At 71.8% G+C, this 17820-nt stretch carries 17 protein-coding genes and 1 tRNA gene; 12 read left to right on the forward strand and 6 right to left on the reverse strand.

Annotated elements, in window-relative coordinates; all coding sequences use genetic code 11:
- Nucleotides 1-115: 115 nt before the first annotated feature.
- On the forward strand, nucleotides 116-493 hold the full coding sequence (locus ACFY61_RS07225; protein ID WP_389468027.1) for a peptidase inhibitor family I36 protein: 378 nt from the start codon (nucleotides 116-118) through the stop codon (nucleotides 491-493).
- On the opposite strand, the gene ACFY61_RS07230 is transcribed toward ACFY61_RS07225, so the two are convergent.
- Both ACFY61_RS07230 and aceE read right to left on the reverse strand, forming a co-directional pair.
- Nucleotides 474-1310, reverse strand: coding sequence for a potassium channel family protein (locus ACFY61_RS07230; RefSeq protein ID WP_389468030.1), 837 nt, complete (start codon nucleotides 1308-1310; stop codon nucleotides 474-476). The two genes, ACFY61_RS07225 and ACFY61_RS07230, sit on opposite strands and share 20 nt — an antisense overlap.
- A gap of 76 nt (nucleotides 1311-1386) precedes the next feature.
- Entirely contained in the window at nucleotides 1387-4119 is a 2733-nt protein-coding gene (gene aceE, locus ACFY61_RS07235; protein ID WP_389468032.1) for a pyruvate dehydrogenase (acetyl-transferring), homodimeric type, read from the reverse strand.
- A gap of 427 nt (nucleotides 4120-4546) precedes the next feature.
- On the opposite strand from aceE, the gene ACFY61_RS07240 reads away from it, so the two are divergent.
- The 6 genes from ACFY61_RS07240 to ACFY61_RS07265 all read left to right on the forward strand — a co-directional run bounded on the left by ACFY61_RS07240 (nucleotide 4547) and on the right by ACFY61_RS07265 (nucleotide 8921).
- Nucleotides 4547-4978 carry a DUF3052 domain-containing protein gene (locus tag ACFY61_RS07240; protein ID WP_389468209.1) on the forward strand — a complete coding sequence of 144 codons (432 nt, stop codon included), beginning with the start codon at nucleotides 4547-4549 and terminating at the stop codon, nucleotides 4976-4978.
- A gap of 124 nt (nucleotides 4979-5102) precedes the next feature.
- The gene (locus ACFY61_RS07245) at nucleotides 5103-5561 is read left to right on the forward strand and encodes a peroxiredoxin (protein WP_389468034.1); all 459 of its coding nucleotides are present in this window, start codon (nucleotides 5103-5105) and stop codon (nucleotides 5559-5561) included.
- A 116-nt stretch (nucleotides 5562-5677) separates the two neighbouring features.
- Entirely contained in the window at nucleotides 5678-6253 is a 576-nt protein-coding gene (locus ACFY61_RS07250; protein ID WP_389468037.1) for a TerD family protein, read from the forward strand.
- Between the two features lie 100 nt (nucleotides 6254-6353).
- Nucleotides 6354-6929 (forward strand): TerD family protein, encoded by a 576-nt coding sequence (locus ACFY61_RS07255; RefSeq protein WP_389468040.1) that lies wholly within the window; start codon nucleotides 6354-6356, stop codon nucleotides 6927-6929.
- A gap of 25 nt (nucleotides 6930-6954) precedes the next feature.
- On the forward strand, nucleotides 6955-8076 hold the full coding sequence (locus ACFY61_RS07260) for a DUF475 domain-containing protein (RefSeq protein WP_389468042.1): 1122 nt from the start codon (nucleotides 6955-6957) through the stop codon (nucleotides 8074-8076).
- Nucleotides 8077-8180: 104 nt separating this feature from the next.
- Nucleotides 8181-8921 carry a Tellurium resistance gene (locus ACFY61_RS07265; RefSeq protein ID WP_389468044.1) on the forward strand — a complete coding sequence of 247 codons (741 nt, stop codon included), beginning with the start codon at nucleotides 8181-8183 and terminating at the stop codon, nucleotides 8919-8921.
- A 72-nt stretch (nucleotides 8922-8993) separates the two neighbouring features.
- Here the strand turns inward: ACFY61_RS07265 and ACFY61_RS07270 are convergent, their stop codons facing one another.
- Nucleotides 8994-9788, reverse strand: coding sequence for a TerD family protein (locus ACFY61_RS07270; RefSeq protein WP_389468047.1), 795 nt, complete (start codon nucleotides 9786-9788; stop codon nucleotides 8994-8996).
- Between the two features lie 214 nt (nucleotides 9789-10002).
- Between ACFY61_RS07270 and ACFY61_RS07275 the strand changes: the two genes are divergently transcribed.
- The 4 genes from ACFY61_RS07275 to ACFY61_RS07290 are packed head-to-tail and all read left to right on the forward strand — an operon-like array spanning nucleotide 10003 to nucleotide 15312.
- Nucleotides 10003-11181, forward strand: a complete 1179-nt coding sequence (locus ACFY61_RS07275) for an HpcH/HpaI aldolase/citrate lyase family protein (protein ID WP_389468049.1) — start codon at nucleotides 10003-10005, stop codon at nucleotides 11179-11181.
- Complete coding sequence (locus tag ACFY61_RS07280; protein ID WP_389468052.1) at nucleotides 11178-13838, forward strand: phosphoribosyltransferase; 2661 nt, start codon at nucleotides 11178-11180, stop codon at nucleotides 13836-13838. Before ACFY61_RS07275 ends, ACFY61_RS07280 begins: the two co-directional genes overlap by 4 nt.
- Nucleotides 13835-14656: an HAD family hydrolase gene (locus ACFY61_RS07285; RefSeq protein WP_389468054.1), complete on the forward strand. Its 822-nt coding sequence runs from the start codon at nucleotides 13835-13837 to the stop codon at nucleotides 14654-14656. Before ACFY61_RS07280 ends, ACFY61_RS07285 begins: the two co-directional genes overlap by 4 nt.
- A complete protein-coding gene (locus tag ACFY61_RS07290) occupies nucleotides 14653-15312 on the forward strand; it encodes an O-methyltransferase (RefSeq protein WP_389468057.1) in 660 nt (219 codons plus the stop codon). The genes ACFY61_RS07285 and ACFY61_RS07290 overlap by 4 nt, the downstream gene beginning before the upstream one ends.
- On the opposite strand, the gene ACFY61_RS07295 is transcribed toward ACFY61_RS07290, so the two are convergent.
- The 3 genes from ACFY61_RS07295 to ACFY61_RS07305 form a co-directional block, all read right to left on the reverse strand.
- Nucleotides 15309-15512, reverse strand: coding sequence for a zinc ribbon domain-containing protein (locus ACFY61_RS07295; RefSeq protein WP_389468059.1), 204 nt, complete (start codon nucleotides 15510-15512; stop codon nucleotides 15309-15311). The two genes, ACFY61_RS07290 and ACFY61_RS07295, sit on opposite strands and share 4 nt — an antisense overlap.
- Nucleotides 15513-15540: 28 nt before the next feature.
- Nucleotides 15541-16134 (reverse strand): DUF4383 domain-containing protein, encoded by a 594-nt coding sequence (locus ACFY61_RS07300; RefSeq protein WP_389468062.1) that lies wholly within the window; start codon nucleotides 16132-16134, stop codon nucleotides 15541-15543.
- Between the two features lie 217 nt (nucleotides 16135-16351).
- Nucleotides 16352-17641, reverse strand: coding sequence for a hypothetical protein (locus ACFY61_RS07305; RefSeq protein WP_389468065.1), 1290 nt, complete (start codon nucleotides 17639-17641; stop codon nucleotides 16352-16354).
- A 65-nt stretch (nucleotides 17642-17706) separates the two neighbouring features.
- Between ACFY61_RS07305 and ACFY61_RS07310 the strand changes: the two genes are divergently transcribed.
- A tRNA-Val gene (locus tag ACFY61_RS07310) sits at nucleotides 17707-17781 on the forward strand.
- Nucleotides 17782-17820: the final 39 nt, after the last annotated feature.

The following is a 17820-nucleotide window of genomic DNA, read 5'->3' on the forward strand; positions in this document are numbered from 1 at the left end:
GGTCTTCCGCCCGGCCGTCGCCGCAGGTCAGCGTGGGGGTGCGGCGATCCGTACGGGCCCGTCGGCCGCCCAGGCCACCCGTACGGGCGGTTCGCCGCCAGGGGAGTTGATCGCAATGCGCACGAATTCCACGGTCCTCGCAGCCGCGGTACTGGCCGCCACCGCCCTCATCCCGTCGGCCGGCCCGGCCGCGCACGCGGCGCCCGCCTCGCTCGGGAACTGCGCGGCCGGCCAGCTGTGCCTGTGGGCCAAGCCCGGCTTCACGGGCGGCCGGCAGTTGCACGAGCTCAGCGGACTCGACGTCGACAGCTGCGTCCCGCTCCCGGCGGGCCGGACCGCGCAGGCCCTCGCCAACCGCACCGGCCGGCCGGTGACCACCTACCAGTCGGCGGAGTGCGCCGAGACCGGAGAGTTCCAGACCTACCCCGGCGACGGCGTCTGGCTGCCCCAGTCGCCGTACCAGGTGCGGGCGTTCAAGGTGTGGGAGACGTAGAGCCGGGACAGGCGGCCGGGGCGGCGGGGGCCGGGGCGGGGACCAGCGGGGCGGCGGGGGCCGGCGGCCCGGGTATCCGGTCCACCGCCTCCGGGCCGCCGCCCAGGCGGGCCACCTCCGCGCGGAGCACCCGCACCTCGTCCCGGAGCTCCCGGATCGCCGCCAGCTGCTCCCGCTCCACCCGGTCGTCCCGCTCGAAGCGGGAGATGAACCACGCCGCGATGTTGGCCGTGACCACACCCAGAAGGGCGATTCCGGACAGCATCAGCCCCACCGCCAGGGCCCGGCCGAGGCCGGTGGTCGGCGAGTGGTCGCCGTACCCCACCGTGGTCATGGTGGTGAACGACCACCACACCGCGTCGCCCAGGGTCTTGATGTTGCCGTCCGGAGCATCCCGTTCCACGCTCAGCACGGCCAGCGAGCCGAACATCAGCAGCCCGACCACCGCCCCCGCCACATAGGTGGTCAGCCTGATCTGCGGCGCCATCCGGGCCCGCCGGCCCACCAGCAGCAGCGTGGCCACCAGCCGCAGCAGCCGCAGCGGCTGCACCAGCGGCAGCAGCACCGCCGCCAGGTCCAGCCAGTGCGTCCGGACGAACAGCCGCCGGTCCCGCGTCAGCGCCAGCCGCACCAGGTAGTCCACGGCGAAGGCGCCCCACACCAGCCACTCGGTCCACAGACAGGCGCCGTGCACCCAGGCCGCCGCGTCCGGGGCCACGATCGGCACCGCGTACGCCACGGCGAAGAGCACCGCCAGGGCCAGCAACGGGTTCTGCGTGCGCCGCTCCCAGCGGACCTGCGCGGACTGTTCCTTCATGCCGAGCATCGTAAGGAACGCGTAAGGGGCGCCCGGACCGAGGTCCCGGCGCCCCCGCACCCCGACGGGGTACCGGCTACGCGTCGCCGCCCGCCGGACCCGGGTCGGCCGCGGCCACGTCCAGCAGCTGGTAGCGGTCGACGGCCTGCTTCAGCACCGACCGGTCCACCTTCCCGGCCTTCGCCAGCTCCGTCAGCACCGCCAGCACCACCGACTGCGCGTCGATGTGGAAGAACCGGCGGGCCGCGCCCCGGGTGTCCGCGAAGCCGAAGCCGTCCGCGCCCAGCGAGGTGTAGGCACCCGGCACCCAGCGCGAGATCTGGTCCGGGACGCTCCGCATCCAGTCGGAGACCGCCACGAACGGGCCCTCGGCACCGGACAGCTTCCGCGTCAGGTACGGGACGCGCTGCTCCTCCTCCGGGTGCAGCAGGTTGAACTCCTCGACCTCCACGGCCTCACGGCGCAGCTCGTTCCAGGAGGTCGCCGACCACACGTCCGCCCTGACGTTCCACTCGGCCGCCAGGATCCGCTGGGCCTCCAGCGCCCACGGCACCGCCACGCCCGAGGCCAGGATCTGCGCCGGGACGGAGCCGTCCGACCCCGGGGCGATCCGGTGGATGCCCTTGAGGATGCCGTCCACGTCCACGTCGGCCGGCTCGGCCGGGTGCTGGATCGGCTCGTTGTAGACGGTCAGGTAGTAGAAGACGTCCTCCGCCTCCGGCCCGTACATCCGGCGCAGACCGTCCTTGACGATGTGCGCGATCTCGTAGCCGTAGGCCGGGTCGTACGCGACGCAGCCCGGGTTGGTCGAGGCCAGCAGCTGGGAGTGGCCGTCCGCGTGCTGGAGGCCCTCACCCGTCAGGGTGGTCCGGCCGGCCGTCGCGCCGAGCACGAAGCCGCGGGCCAGCTGGTCGGCCATCTGCCAGAACTGGTCACCCGTGCGCTGGAAACCGAACATCGAGTAGAAGACGTAGACCGGGATCAGCGGCTCGCCGTGCGTCGCGTACGCCGAACCCGCCGCGATCAGCGAGGCCGTGCAGCCCGCCTCGGAGATGCCGTCGTGCAGCATCTGGCCGCTCGGCGACTCCTTGTAGGCGAGCAGCAGCTCCCGGTCGACCGCCTCGTACTGCTGGCCCAGCGGGTTGTAGATCTTGGCGCTCGGGAAGAACGCGTCCATGCCGAAGGTGCGGTACTCGTCCGGCGCGATCAGCACGAACCGCTTGCCGATCTCCTTGTCCCGCATGAGGTCCTTCAGGATGCGGACGAAGGCCATCGTCGTGGCGATCGACTGGTGCCCGGACCCCTTCCTGGCGGCCGCGTAGGTCTTGTCGTCCGGCAGCTGCAGCGGCTTGGCGCGCACCACCCGGGTCGGCACGTACCCGCCCAGCGCGCTGCGCCGGTCGTGCATGTACTGGATCTCCTCGGAGTCCCGGCCGGGGTGGTAGTACGGCGGGAGGCCGCTCTCCAGCTGCGCGTCGGTGATCGGGATGTGCAGCCGGTCGCGGAAGCCCTTGAGGTCGTCGACCGTCAGCTTCTTCATCTGGTGGGTCGCGTTGCGGCCCTCGAAGTTCGGGCCCAGGGTCCAGCCCTTGATGGTGTGCGCCAGGATCACCGTCGGCTGGCCCTTGTGGGCCTTGGCCGCGGCGTAGGCCGCGTAGATCTTCTTGTGGTCGTGGCCGCCGCGGCCCAGGTGGAGCAGCTGCTGGTCGGACATGTTCTCGACCATCGCGCGCAACCGGTGGTCGTCGCCGAAGAAGTGCTGCCGGATGTAGCCGCCGGTCTCCGTCGCGTACGTCTGGAACTGGCCGTCGGGCGTGGAGTTCATCTTGTTGACGAGGATGCCGTCGCGGTCCTGCGCCAGCAGCGGGTCCCAGGACCGGTCCCAGATCAGCTTGATGACGTTCCAGCCGGCACCCCGGAAGACCGACTCCAGCTCCTGGATGATCTTGCCGTTGCCGCGCACCGGGCCGTCGAGCCGCTGCAGGTTGCAGTTGACCACGAAGGTCAGGTTGTCCAGGCCCTCGCGGGCGGCCAGGGTGAGCTGCCCGAGGGACTCGGGTTCGTCCATCTCGCCGTCGCCGAGGTACGCCCAGACGTGTGACTTGGAGGTGTCCGCGATCCCGCGCGCCTCCATGTAGCGGTTCATCCGCGCCTGGTAGATCGCGCCGATCGGGCCCAGGCCCATGGAGACGGTCGGGAACTCCCAGAAGTCCGGCATCAGCCGCGGGTGGGGGTAGCTGGACAGGCCGTAGGGGGCCTTCGACTTCTCCTGGCGGAAGGCGTCGAGCTGCTGCTCGGAGAGCCGGTCGAGCAGGTAGGCGCGGGCGTACACGCCGGGGGAGGCGTGGCCCTGGAAGAAGATCTGGTCGCCGCCGTCGCCCTCGTCCTTGCCCCGGAAGAAGTGGTTGAAGCCCACGTCGTAGAGGGAGGCGGAGGAGGCGAAGGTGGCGATGTGGCCGCCCACGCCGATGCCCGGGCGCTGGGCCCGGGAGACCATCACGGCCGCGTTCCATCGGGTGGCGTTGAGGACCTTCCGCTCGATCTCCTCGTTGCCGGGGAAGAAGGGCTCGTCCTTGGTGGCGATGGTGTTGACGTAGTCCGTGCTGCGCATCTCCGGCACGGCCACGCGCTTCTCGCGGGCCCGCTCGATCAGCCGCAGCATCAGGTAGCGGGCACGCTCGCGTCCCCGCTCGTCGACGGCGGCGTCCAGGGAGTCGAGCCACTCCCGGGTCTCCTCCGGATCGAAGTCCGGGACCTGGCTCGGCAGGCCGCCAATGATGATCGGGTTGCGATCGGATGCGGAAGCCACGCTGTTCCTTCGCTGTCGGGGGAGTCGTGCCCGTCAGGCACACCGCTCCCATCGTGTACCGCCAGGCCCAGATCGTCACCTTTACCGCTAGGTAACCACCGGAAGTTCCGGGGATTGTGTCGGGTACCGGGGGCGCGGTGGACCAAATCGCCACCTTACGCCCATGTCGATCAGTGCGTCCGCAAGGACGTTCGTCCCTCGAACAGGTGCGAAAATCCCCATGCAGTGCCGAATGCGGTCCAATGGTGTGGGATGGGTCACGACAGTACGTCGAGACTGCGGCGAGACGGCCGCAATCGTCACCGTTTCGACGGTCTCGGCGGCCGGGTACTTGCGCGATCCGCCGAGCCCGTGTGGACTACGCCCAATGCTGCGCGTACGCGCGCGGCCCGAAGTACTTTTCCCGAACATGAGCAGGAGGCAACCCGTGAGCGCGACCGCGGACCACGCGGAGACCAGCCTGGCCGCCCGGCTGGGTTTCCAGTCCGACCAGGTGGTCCAGGAGATCGGCTACGACGACGACGTCGATCAGGAATTCCGCGAGGCCATTGAGAACCACACCGGCAACGACCTCGAGGACGAGGAGTTCGACGATGTGGCCGACGCCGTGGTGCTGTGGTTCCGCGAGGACGACGGCGATCTGACGGATGCGCTGGTCGACGCCACCGAGCTGGTCGAGGACAACGCCCTGATCCTGCTGCTGACGCCGAAGACCGGTCGCCCCGGCTACGTCGAGGCCAGCGACATCAGCGAGGCCGCCCAGACCGCCGGCCTGTCGCAGACCAAGAGCGTCAGCGTCGGCAAGGAATGGCTCGCCAGCCGCCTGATGACGCCGAAGGCCGCGAAGTCCAAGCGCTGAGCCGTCCCGCAGCCGAGCGGACGGGCCCCCGCCGACCACCGTCGGCGGGGGCCCGTCCGCGTTCCGGCCCGGATAGGGTTGGGTCTGCTGCCCGCCCGAACGGACCGATGAAGGGATGCGAGAGATGGCGATCGAGGTCGGCGACAAGGCCCCGGACTTCGAACTCAAGGACAACCACGGCGCGACCGTGCGGCTGTCCGACTTCCGCGGCGAGAAGGCCGTCGTCCTGCTCTTCTACCCGTTCGCCTTCACCGGCGTGTGCACCGGCGAGCTCTGCGCGCTCCGCGACCAGCTGCCGCGCTTCCAGAACGACGACGTCCAGCTGCTGGCCGTGTCCAACGACTCGGTGCCCACCCTGCGCGTCTTCGCCGACCAGGAGGGCCTGGACTACCCCCTGCTGTCGGACTTCTGGCCGCACGGCGAGACCTCCCGCGCCTACGGCGTGTTCGACGAGGAGAAGGGCTGCGCGGTGCGCGGCACGTTCGTCATCGACAAGGACGGCGTCGTCCGCTGGACCGTCGTCAACGGCCTGGCCGACGCCCGTGACCTGAACGAGTACGTCAAGGCCCTCGACAGCCTCTGAGCCGGACCGTTCAAATGTCCCGTACGGGACGGGAACCCGTCACTAGGATCCAACCGTTGATCCGGTAGCAACCGCACGACGGGGCACCGCCCCACACAGAACCCTATGGAGGACCCGTGGGAGTCAGCCTCAGCAAGGGCGGCAACGTCTCGCTGACCAAGGCCGCCCCCAACCTGACGGCGGTCATCGTCGGTCTGGGCTGGGACGCTCGCACCACCACCGGCACCGAGTTCGACCTCGACGCCAGTGCCCTGCTCACCAACGACCAGGGCAAGGTCGCCATCGACGGCAACTTCGTGTTCTTCAACAACCTCAAGAGCCCGGACGGCTCCGTCGAGCACACCGGCGACAACCTCACCGGTGAGGGCGAGGGTGACGACGAGCAGATCAAGGTGAACCTGGCCGGCGTCCCGGCCGAGGTGCACCGCATCGTCTTCCCGGTGTCGATCTACGACGCCGAGTCCCGCCAGCAGAGCTTCGGCCAGGTCCGCAACGCGTTCATCCGCGTCGTCAACCAGGCGGACAACACCGAGCTCGCCCGGTACGACCTGTCCGAGGACGCCTCGACCGAGACCGCCATGGTCTTCGGCGAGCTGTACCGCAACGGCGCGGAGTGGAAGTTCCGCGCCATCGGCCAGGGGTACGCCTCCGGCCTGCGCGGGATCGCCCAGGACTTCGGCGTCAACGTCTGAGTCCGCCAGCAGTCCCCTCGTCCGGCGCCGTGCACTGACCGTGTACGGCGCCGGACGCGCTTCGCCACCACCTCACGTCGTCCGGGGAGGACCACGACACATGGGCGTCACACTCGCCAAGGGGGGCAACGTCTCCCTCTCCAAGGCCGCACCGAACCTGACCCGGATCCTGGTCGGTCTCGGCTGGGACGCGCGCTCCACCACGGGGGCGGACTTCGACCTCGACGCCAGCGCGCTGCTGTGCAACGCCGGCCGGGTGCTCGGAGACCAGTACTTCGTCTTCTACAACAACCTCAAGAGCCCCGAGGGCTCCGTGGAGCACACCGGCGACAACCTGACCGGTGAGGGCGACGGCGACGACGAGTCGATCATCGTCGACCTGACGCAGGTCCCCGCCGAGGTCGACCGGATCGTCTTCCCGGTCTCCATCCACGACGCGGACGCCCGCCGGCAGACCTTCGGCCAGGTCACCAATGCGTTCATCCGCGTGGTCAACCAGGCCGACGGTCAGGAACTCGCCCGCTACGACCTGTCGGAGGACGCCTCCACCGAAACGGCGATGATCTTCGGCGAGGTCTACCGGTACGGCGGCGAATGGAAGTTCCGCGCGGTCGGACAGGGGTACGCGTCGGGGCTTCGGGGCATCGCTCTAGACTTCGGGGTCAACGTTTCGTAAAGCCGTACAAGAGCATGGGGTGCCAGTGGTTCTGAAAACCTTCGGCTGGTCGTTCGCCATCACGGCGCTCGGCCTCGCCTTCGCCGCCTGGCAGTGGGGGTGGGAGGCGTTCGGGGTCGTACTGATCCTGTCGATCCTCGAAATTTCGCTGTCCTTCGACAACGCGGTCGTCAACGCCGGAATCCTGAAGAAGATGAATGCCTTCTGGCAGAAGATCTTCCTCACCATCGGCATCCTGGTCGCGGTCTTCGGCATGCGGCTGGTGTTCCCCGTGGCCATCGTCGCGATCAGCGCGAGCGTCGGCCCGATCGAGGCGGTCCAGCTCGCTCTGGACGAGCCCGAGCGGTACGAGGCGCTGGTCACGGACGCCCACCCGGCGATCGCCGCCTTCGGTGGCATGTTCCTGTTGATGATCTTCCTCGACTTCGTCTTCGAGGAGCGCGAGCACAAGTGGCTGGCGTGGCTGGAGCGGCCGCTGGCCAAGCTCGGCAAGGTCGACATGCTCTCGGTCTGCGTCGCGCTGATCGCGCTGCTGGTCTCCGCGATGACCTTCGCGACCAACGCCCACACCAGCACCGGCCACGCGGACAAGTCCGCCACCGTGCTGCTGGCCGGCGTCGCGGGTCTGATCACCTACCTGATCGTCGGCGGCCTCTCCTCCTACTTCGAGAACAAGCTCGAAGAGGAAGAGGAGCGCGAGCACGAGGAGGAGGAGAAGGCCAAGGCGGCCGGCAAGCCGGTCTCCGCCGTGGGCCTGGCCGGCAAGGCCGCGTTCTTCCTCTTCCTCTACCTGGAGGTCCTCGACGCCTCCTTCTCCTTCGACGGCGTGATCGGCGCCTTCGCCATCACCAACCACATCTTCTGGATGGCCCTCGGCCTCGGCATCGGCGCCATGTACGTCCGGTCGCTCACGGTCTACCTGGTCCGCCAGGGCACCCTGGACGACTACGTCTACCTGGAGCACGGCGCCCACTACGCCATCGGAGCCCTCGCCCTCATCCTGCTCGTCACCATCGAGCACGAGATCAGCGAGCTCATCACCGGCACCATCGGCGTGATCCTGATCGCCGCCTCCTTCCTGTCCTCGGTCCGCCGCAACAAGCGGATGGAGCTGGAGGAGACAGCGGGGTCCGGCGCCAAGGCATGACCCCCGCGCACATGCGGAACCATTGACAGGGGTGGCCGTCCGGCCGCCCCTGTCGGTGTTTCGTGCGGGGCACCCCGAGTGCCCCGGTGGTGGGGGAGAGGGAAATGGGGTTCTTCGACGGGCTCATGGGCGGGCGCGCGGCACAGTTCCAGTCGGGCAGTGCCTCGTCCAACGCGATCGAGCTGACCAAGCGGCATCCGACGGTGTCGCTGAGCAAACAGGGCGCCGTCAACGGCAACCTGCGGGTCAACCTGTCCTGGCGGATGCGCACCTCCGACTTCGGCGGACGCTCCCGCCAGAGCGGCAGGCTGCTCCGGCACCCCTCCAAGCTCTTCAAGCCGGAGATCGTCCAGGCCCACACCCAGGGCGTGGTCAACGTCGACCTCGACATGGGCTGCCTCTACGAGCTCGCCGACGGCAGCCGCGGCGTCGTCCAGCCCCTGGGCAACCTGCTCGGCGACCTCAACGACCCGCCGTACGTCAAGCTCAGCGGCGACGACCGGTTCGGCTCGCCCTCCGGGGAGACCCTCTACGTCAACCTCGACCACGCCGACGAGATCAAGCGGCTGCTGGTCTTCGTCTACATCTACGACCAGACCCCGGCCTTCGACCGCACCCACGCCGTGGTCACCCTCTACCCGACCACCGGCCCACGGATCGAGATCGCCCTCGACGAACGGGCCCCGGAGGCCCGCAGCTGTGCCGTGCTCTCGCTGGAGAACGTCAAGGGGGAGCTGGTCGTCCGCCGCGAGGTCCGGTTCGTGTACGGGTTCCAGGCCGAGCTGGACCGGCTGTACGGCTGGGGCATGCAGTGGGGCCGCGGCTACAAGACCGCCAAGGGCTGAGCCGCGCCCGGGGGCCTGCCACGGCCGGGGACGTGCCCCGGCCGTGGCGGGCCGCTCCGTACGGCGGCGGGTTCAGCGGCGCAGGAACTGCGGCCCCTGCAGCGGCAGCCGGAAACCCGGGTCCGAGGCCGCACCGGGCGACACCGGCTGCGGGTAGCCGTACGCGGGCTGCGCGGCCGGCGGGGCCTGGGTCTGCGGCGCGGGCGGGTCCTGCGGCACCGGCGGGTGGGCCGGGAACGCCGGGCGGGCCGGCCCCATGGCGGCGGTCGCCTCGTCCGACGCGGGCGTCGCCGCCCCCGGCGCCCCGGCCGGCTCCTCGGCGCTCTCGTCCACCGAGATCCCGTGGTCGGTGGCCAGCCCCACCAGGCCGTTCGAATACCCCTCGCCGAGCGCCCGGAACTTCCACCCCTCGCCGCGGCGGTAGAGCTCACCGCAGATCAGGGCCGTCTCCGCGCCGGTCTCGGGCCGTACGTCGAAGTACGCGAGCGGTTCGCCGCCGCCCGCGCCCGTGGCGTCGTACAGCAGGATCCGCAGGTCCCGGACCTTCTCGAAGGGCACGTCCTCGGCCGAGGCCACGACCAGGATCCGGTCCACCGCCGGGGTGACCGACCCCAGGTCGGCCTGGACCGCGTCCGTGACCGCCTCGCCGAGCTGCTTCTTGCCCAGGCGCCAGACCGCGCCCGACGGGTGCCGGGGCTGGTTGTAGAAGACGAAGTCCTCGTCGGAACGCACCCGCCCGTCCGGGCCGACCAGCAGCGCCGAGGCGTCCACGTCCGGAACACCGGGCCCGTTGGTCCAGCGCAGCACCGCCCGGACCGCCGAGGCGGTCACCGGGATGTTCGAGCCCTTCTGCATCGCGTGCGTCATGCCGGTCATCCTGCCCTCCCGGGGCTGACCGGGACAATGCGGCCCCCCGTAGTACGCCCCTCGACGTGCCGGAAGGCTTGTCCGCGGAGCGCGACCTCGGCATGGTGCAAAGGGTTACCTGGATTTCATGTGCTCGCGGAACTCTGGAATCTCATTCGTACGTACTATTACCGGCCACGCCAGTTGGGCCGCCGAGGCAGTACGGGGGAAGCACATGCGTCATTTCGGGCACATATCGCCCGCCGCCCGCGAGGGTCTCTTCCACCGGGAGCCGGTCGAATTCACCGTCGACTCGCCGGCGCGCATCCTCGCGGCCGCCCTCGGCGCCACCCTCTACAGCCCCGCCACGCGGCCCCGGCTCGCCGCCGACATCCGCAAGCAGGCCGCCCGAGGAGTCGTGTCCATGGTGCTCTGCCTGGAGGATTCCATCGGGGACGCCGAGGTCGCGGGCGGTGAGGAGAACCTCGTCCGCCAGTTCGCCGAGCTCGACGCCGAAGCCGCGGCGGACGGCGCGGAACTCCCGCTGCTGTTCGTCCGCGTCCGTACTCCGGAACAGATTCCCGACCTCACGGCCCGGCTCGGAGCCTCCGCCCGCAGACTGGCCGGATTCGTGCTTCCCAAGTTCACCGAGGCGCGTGGTAACGCCTTCCTCGAAGCGTTCGGCGAAGCCGACGGGACGGCCGGCCGGAAGCTCTACGCCATGCCGGTCCTCGAATCCCCCGAACTGCTGCACCTGGAGACCCGGGCCGAGGCCCTCGCGGGCATCTCCCGCACGGTCGACAAGTACCGCGACCGGGTCCTCGCCCTGCGCCTGGGCGTCACCGACTTCTGCTCCGCGTACGGACTGCGCCGCACCCCCGACATGACGGCGTACGACGTCCAGATCGTCGCCGGTGTGATCGCCGACGTGGTCAACGTCCTCAGCCGCGCCGACGGCACCGGGTTCACCGTCACCGGCCCGGTCTGGGAGTACTTCCGCCACCAGGAACGCAAGTTCAAGCCCCAGCTGCGCCGCAGCCCCTTCCTGGACGGCCAGGCCGAGGAGCTGCGCACCGCGCTCATCGAACACGACCTGGACGGCCTGCTCCGCGAGATCGAACTCGACCGGGCCAACGGACTGCTGGGCAAGACCTGCATCCACCCCGCGCACACCACCCCGGTGCACGCCCTCTCGGTGGTCTCCCACGAGGAGTTCAGCGACGCCGAGGACATCCTGCGACCCGACCGGGACGGCGGCGGGGTGCTGCGCTCCGCCTACACGAACAAGATGAACGAGGTGAAGCCACACCGGGCCTGGGCCGAGCGCACCATGCTCCGCGCCGAGGTCTTCGGGGTGGCCAGGGAGGAGGTCGGCTTCGTCGACCTCCTGACGGCGGGACTCCAGATCCGGTGACGGCCGCGACGACGAGGAAGGACGAGACGATCGACGAGGTGTGGTCGGGCACGTGGGTGGCGGACCGGCTGGGCATAGCCCTGTCCGGGCCGGCACCGGCCGACGGGCGGGACGGCGGGCGGGAGGACGGCGGTCCGGACGACGGGCTGGACGGCGGTCACGGGCGGGACGGCGGTGCGGGCCGCGGTGACGGAGCCGTCGGCCCGTCCGGCCCGTCCGGCCTGTCCGGCCTGTCCGGCCTGTCCGGCCCGTCCGGGCTGCGCGGGCTGCTCGGGCTGGCGCTGCGGCGCAACCCCAAGCGGGCCCACCTGCTGGTCTCCAACGTCCTGGGCAAACACGTCCCCCAGTCCCCGTCGGTCGTCCACGCGGCCGGTCACGGACTCGGCGTGCGGGTGCGCGCCCTGCTCGGCGCCGAAGCCGCCGCGTCCGCCGTGGTCCTCGGCTACGCGGAGACCGCCACCGGCCTCGGGCACAGCGTCGCCGACGGCCTCGCCGTCGCCCCCTACCTGCACTCCACCCGGCGCCCGGTGCCCGGGGTCGCCACGGCCGGCGGCTTCGAGGAGTCCCACTCGCACGCCACCTCGCACCTGCTGCTGCCCGAGGACCCGGAGCTGCTGGCCGGCACCGGCCCGCTGGTCCTGGTCGACGACGAGTTCTCCACCGGCAACACCGTCCTCAACACCATCCGCGACCTGCACGCCCGCCACCCCCGCGACCACTACGTGGTCGTCGCCCTGGTCGACATGCGCTCCCCGGCGGACCGCGACCGGCTCACCGCCTTCACGGCGGAGCTAGGCGCCCGCGTCGACCTGATCGCCCTGGCCTCCGGCACGGTCACCCTGCCCGACGGCGTCCTGGAACGCGGCCGCGCCCTCGTCGCCGAGCACGAGGCCCGGGCCGCCGGGCACACCCCGGGCCCGGCCGCCTCCGACCCCGCCCCGGCCGCCGGCCCCTCCGCCGGCCCCCGTCCCGTCCGGCGCGTGGCCCTCGACTGGCCCGCCGGCGTACCCGACGGCGGCCGCCACGGCTTCACCGCCGGGCACCGGGCCCGGCTCGACGCCGCCCTGCCCCGGCTCGGCGCGCAGCTCGCCGCCGCTCTCGGGCCCCGGCCGGGCAGGGTGCTCGTACTCGGCAACGAGGAGCTGATGTACGCCCCGCTGCGGCTCGCCGCCGCCCTGGAGAGCAGCGGCGCCGCCGAGGAGGTGCGGTTCTCCACCACCACCCGCTCCCCGGTGCTCGCCGTCGACGACCCCGGCTACGCCATCCGCACCCGCCTGGTGTTCCCCGCCCACGACGACCCCGCCGACGGACCGGGCGACCGGTACGCCTACAACGTCGCCGGGGCCGGCTTCGACGCCGTCGTCGCCGTCGTGGACTCGGCCGGCGACACCCCCGCGCTGCACGGCCCCGACGGGCTGCTGGCCCGGCTCGCCCCGCACACCGGCCGGGTGCTGCTCGCCGTGATCCCCTCGTACGTACCTCCGTACGCCACCGACCGGCAGGAGCCGAACACCATGCTGCCCGAGCCGCTCCGCGGCCCCGCCTTCTCCTCCTACGCCCCCGAAGACGTCGGCTGGCTGCTCCAGGACCTCTCCGGCGTCACCCTGGAGGCCCCGACGGAGGAACGCGAGGAGGCCATCCAGGCGGGCGGCGCGCACTACGCCGAGTCGCTCCCGGTGGAGTACCAGCCCAGCCCGCAGTACCAGGAGCTGTACCGGACGGCGCTCGACGCCTCGGCCGCGCGGATCGCCCGGGCGGTCGGCACCGTCACCGAGACCGTCCTCGCCGAACGCTCCCCGTCCCCGGTGCTGGTCTCGCTGGCCCGGGCCGGCACCCCGGTGGGCGTGCTGATGCGACGCTGGGCGCGCTACCGGCACGGCCTCGACGTACCGCACTACGCCGTCTCCATCGTGCGCGGCCGCGGCATCGACGCCAACGCGCTGCGCTGGCTCGCCGCCCACCACGACCCCGGCGACGTGGTGTTCGTCGACGGATGGACCGGCAAGGGCGCCATCACCCGCGAACTCCGCGAGGCGCTCGCGGACTTCCCCGGCTTCGACCCGGACATCGTGGTCCTCGCCGATCCCGGCGGCTGCGTCGCCACCTACGGCACCCGCGAGGACTTCCTCATCCCCTCCGCCTGCCTCAACTCGACCGTCTCCGGGCTGATATCGAGGACCGTGCTGCGCGCCGACCTAGTCGGCCCGGACGACTTCCACGGCGCCAAGTTCTACCGCGAACTGGCCGGCGCAGACGTCTCCACCGCCTTCGTCGACACCGTCGCCGCCCGCTTCGGCGACGTCGCCGAAGCCGTGGCCGAGGACGTCAAGGAACTCCTCGCCGCCGACCGCACCCCGACCTGGGAGGGCTGGGCCGCGGTGGAGCGGATCAGCGAGGAGTACGGCATCCACGACGTGAACCTGGTCAAGCCCGGCGTCGGCGAGACCACCCGGGTGCTGCTGCGCCGCGTGCCCTGGAAGATCCTCGCCCGCCGCGGCGCCGGCCCCGACCTGGACCACGTACGCCTGCTCGCCGGGCAGCGCGGGGTGCCGGTCGAGGAGGTCGACGACCTGCCCTACACCTGTGTCGGACTCATCCACCCCCGCTTCACGCGCGGCGCCACCGGCGCCGACGGAAAGGCCGTGGCCCCCAAGTGACCGTCCTGCTCGCCAGCGATCTCGACCGCACCCTCATCTACTCCGCGGCGGCCCTCGGGCTGACCATGCCCGACCCCGAGGCACCGCGCCTGCTGTGCGTGGAGGTCCACGAGAGCCGGCCTCTCTCCTACATGACGGAGACGGCGGCCCGGCTGCTGTCGGAGCTGGCCGCCGACCCGGCGGTGGTCTTCGTCCCCACCACCACCCGCACCCGCAAGCAGTACCAGCGGATCCGCTTCCCCGGCCCCCCGGCGCCGTACGCGATCTGCGCCAACGGCGGCCAGCTGCTCGTCGACGGGGTGGCGGACCGCGACTGGCGGCGCACCGTGGCCGGCCGGCTGGCGGCCGAGTGCGCCCCGCTGGAGGAGGTGCGCGACCACCTGCTGGCCGTGGCCGACCCCGTGTGGCTGCGCAAGGCGCGGGTGGCCGAGGACCTGTTCGCCTACCTGGTGGTGGAACGGTCCCTGCTGCCCGACGAGTGGGTGAAGGCGCTGACCGAGTGGGCGGAGGCCCGCGGCTGGACGGTTTCCGTCCAGGGCCGCAAGGTCTACGCGGTGCCCCGTCCGCTGACCAAGAGCGCGGCGATGCACGAGGTGGCCCGGCGGACCGGCGCCACGCACGCCCTGGCGGCGGGCGACTCGCTGCTCGACGCGGACCTGCTGCTGGCGGCGGACACGGCCTGGCGGCCCGGGCACGGCGAACTGGCCGAGGCCGGGTGGTGCCCGCCCGGGGTCAGGGCCCTGGACACGGCCGGCGTGCTGGCCGGCGAGGAGATCCTCCGCGCGTTCGGGGCGGAGGTTGCCACACTGGTCCCATGACCAAGGGCAACAGCACGAAAATCACCGACGAGTTGTACGCCTACATGCTCGCGCAGAACCCCCCGCTGGACGAGGTCCAGCGGGGGCTGATCGCGACCACCTGGGAGGAGTTCCCCGACTCCGCCGGCATGCAGTCGGCGGAGGAGCAGGGGCCGCTGCTGGCCTTCCTGGTCCGCCTCACCGGCGCCCGCCAGGTGGTGGAGGTCGGCACCTTCACCGGCTTCTCCACCCTCTCCATGGCCCAGGCGCTGCCGGACGGCGGCCGGATCATCGCCTGCGACGTCTCGGAGGAGTGGACCGCGTACGGCCGCCGGGCCTGGGCGCGGGCGGGCGTCGAGGACCGCATCGACCTGCGCATCGCCCCGGCCCTGGACACGCTGCGCTCCCTCCCGGCGGAACCGCACGTGGACCTGGCCTACCTGGACGCGGACAAGGAGAACCAGATCCTCTACTGGGAGGAGCTGGTCCCCAGGATGCGGCCGGGCGGCCTGATCGTCACCGACAACACCCTCTTCCACGGCACCGTGCTGGACGAGGGGGCGACCGGCTCCGGAGCCGCCGTCCGCGCCTTCAACGACCACGTCCGCGCGGACAAGCGGATGGACAGCGTCCTGCTGGCCATCTCGGACGGCCTGACCCTGTCCCGCCGGATCTAGCAGCAGCCCCCGCCACCGCAGCAGCCCCCGCCGGACGGGGCGGGGGCGCTGCTCGTCCCGCCGACGGCGACGGCGGACAGCAGCTTGACGGTGTCGGAGTGCCCGGCGGGGCAGTCGGCGGGCGCACCGGACTCGGCCATGGGCCGGCTCAGCTCGAAGGATTCGTCGCAGGTCCGGCAGCGGTACTCGTAACGAGGCATGCCCCCACTGTAAGCAAGGGGAGCGCGCTCAGTGGAGCTGCCGGCGGAGGTAGAGCTCGCGGCCGGTCGGCGGGGCCGCGGCGCGGGCGCGGCGGCGGTCCTCGGCGGCGGCCTCCTCGGGGTGCCGGGCCCGCCAGTACGGGTTGTCGTGCGGCAGGGCGCTGCCCACCCGCCCGTACATCCCGAACCACATCAGCATCACGCCGACCACGAAGCTGAACAGCACGTTCTGGATCTGGAACGCCAGGAAGTTCAGCCCCGTCTCCAGCAGCGCCAGGTTCACGAAACCGCTGGCGATGAACGCCACGCCCAGGACGATGTTGAGGGTCGACGCGAAGTTCCCGCCGATCACCATGCCGGTGAACAGCAGCAGGCCGACACAGATGGACAGCACGCTCAGCGCGCCGTTGGTGTTGAGACCGAGGACGCGGTCGCCGCCGGTGTCGAAGAAACCGACGTTGTCCGTCAGGCCCAGGATCCCGAAGGCGACCAGCAGCAGCCCGGTCAGGCCCGCACCCACGCGGTAGACCTTGCTCAGCTTGTGGTCGACGGGCAGGTGCTCGTCCAGCCGGGCGGTGACCGGTACCCGGAGGTGCGGTTCCACATGATGGTCCAGGTCCATGACTCAAGCCTGCGCCGCCCCACCGGAGGCGACAAGCGGGCACTCCCGCGGCCGCCTCCGCCGCCGGGCCGTCTCAGTCGCTGGGCCGTCTCCGTCGCCCGGCCGGGTCAGTCGCTTGGCCGTCTCCGTCGCCGGGCTGGGTCAGTCGCCCGGCCGGGTCAGTCGCCCCGCCGCCTCCGCCTGCCCGCCTGCCCGCCCGGCCGCCTCACCTCCCGGATCAGCCCAGGCCGCGCTGCGCCCGCATCTCGCCGACCACGCGCTGTACCGCCCCCCGGACGTCCTCCATCTCCCGCAGGAACCGCCAGTAGTCGGGGTGCCGCCCGTCCAGCCCCGCCACCGCCCGCTCCACCCGGGCCACCGCTTCGTCCAGCGGCCGCGCGTGCCGCGGATCGGGCACGCTCCGGCCTTCCATCGCCAGCCGCTGCGCGTCCCGGATCGCGAACCGGGTCCGCGAGACCTCCGCCTCCGGGTCCCGCTCCACCGCCTCCAGCCGTTCCAGCCGGTCCCGCGCCGCGGACACCGCCCCGTCGACCGAGTCCAGCAACGCCCGTACCGTCCCGAACAGGGCCGTGGCATCCGCCCAGCGCTGCTCCTCGCGGGCCTTGGCCGCCTCCCGGAGCCGCTCCTCCGCCCGCGCCACGTCCCGGGCCGCCTCCTCCGGCACCGGCTGCAGGTCCTGCCAGCACGCCGCCGAGAACCTGCGCCGCAACTCGCTCAGCACCGGTTCGACCCGCTCCGACCGGTTCCGCAGCGCCTGCGCCCGGGTCCGCAGGCTCACCAGGCGCCGGTCCATCTCCGCGGCCCGCTCGGGCAGCCGCTCCGCCTCGGCCCGGATCCCCTCCGCGTCCCGCAGGATCCGGTCCGCCCGCTTCAGCGTCTCCGGGACGCCGTGCACCCCCGGGCCCTGCGTCAGCCTGGTCAGCTCCGGGCCCAGCGCCGCCAGCCGCGCCGCCAGGTCGTCCGCCCGCATGCCCTGCGCGCGCACCCCGTCCAGCGCGTCACTGGCGGCGAGCAGCGCCGCCCTGGCCCGTTCCCGCGCCGGAGCCACCTGCGCGAGCCGGCTCTCCGCCTGGTCCAGCAGCGGCTGGAGCCCCCTCGCGAACGCCTCCAGCTCCCCCTTGACCCGCACCAGCTCCTCGCGCGCCCGCTCCAGCTCCTGCTTGGCGCGCGCGGCGACCCCGCCGTCCAGGCCGTCGCGGTCCAGGTCGTGCGCGTCCACGGCCTCGATGTACCGGTGGCTCACCTCGTCGATCCGCCGCCCCAGCTGCGCGAACCCGTCCACGGCCTGCCGCCCGGCCGGGCTGCCGTCCACCGCCGCGATCGTCTCCACCGAGATCCGCAGATCCCGCTGCGCAGTGTCCAGCTCGTAGAACGCGGCGGCCGCGGCGTCCTTCGCGGCCTGCGCCTCAGCCCGCCGGCTCTCGTCCCGCCCACCGAACCACCGCCGGGAAGCCGTCGTCACAATCCCTCTCCCGTACCGCGCCCTGCCCGCCCTGCCTCGCACCATTCTCCCCCAGCCGCACGCGTTTGCGCCGGGGGTGCGCCCTGCATGTAGGCTGTCCACTCATCCACGGGTGCGTAGCTCAGGGGTAGAGCGCTGCTCTTACAAAGCAGATGTCGGCGGTTCGAAACCGTCCGCGCCCACCAGCACGAAGGCCCCCAGCCGATCTTGGCTGGGGGCCTTTG

It is taken from the genome of Streptomyces sp. NPDC012888, from assembly GCF_042900645.1.
Classification (GTDB): domain Bacteria; phylum Actinomycetota; class Actinomycetes; order Streptomycetales; family Streptomycetaceae; genus Streptomyces.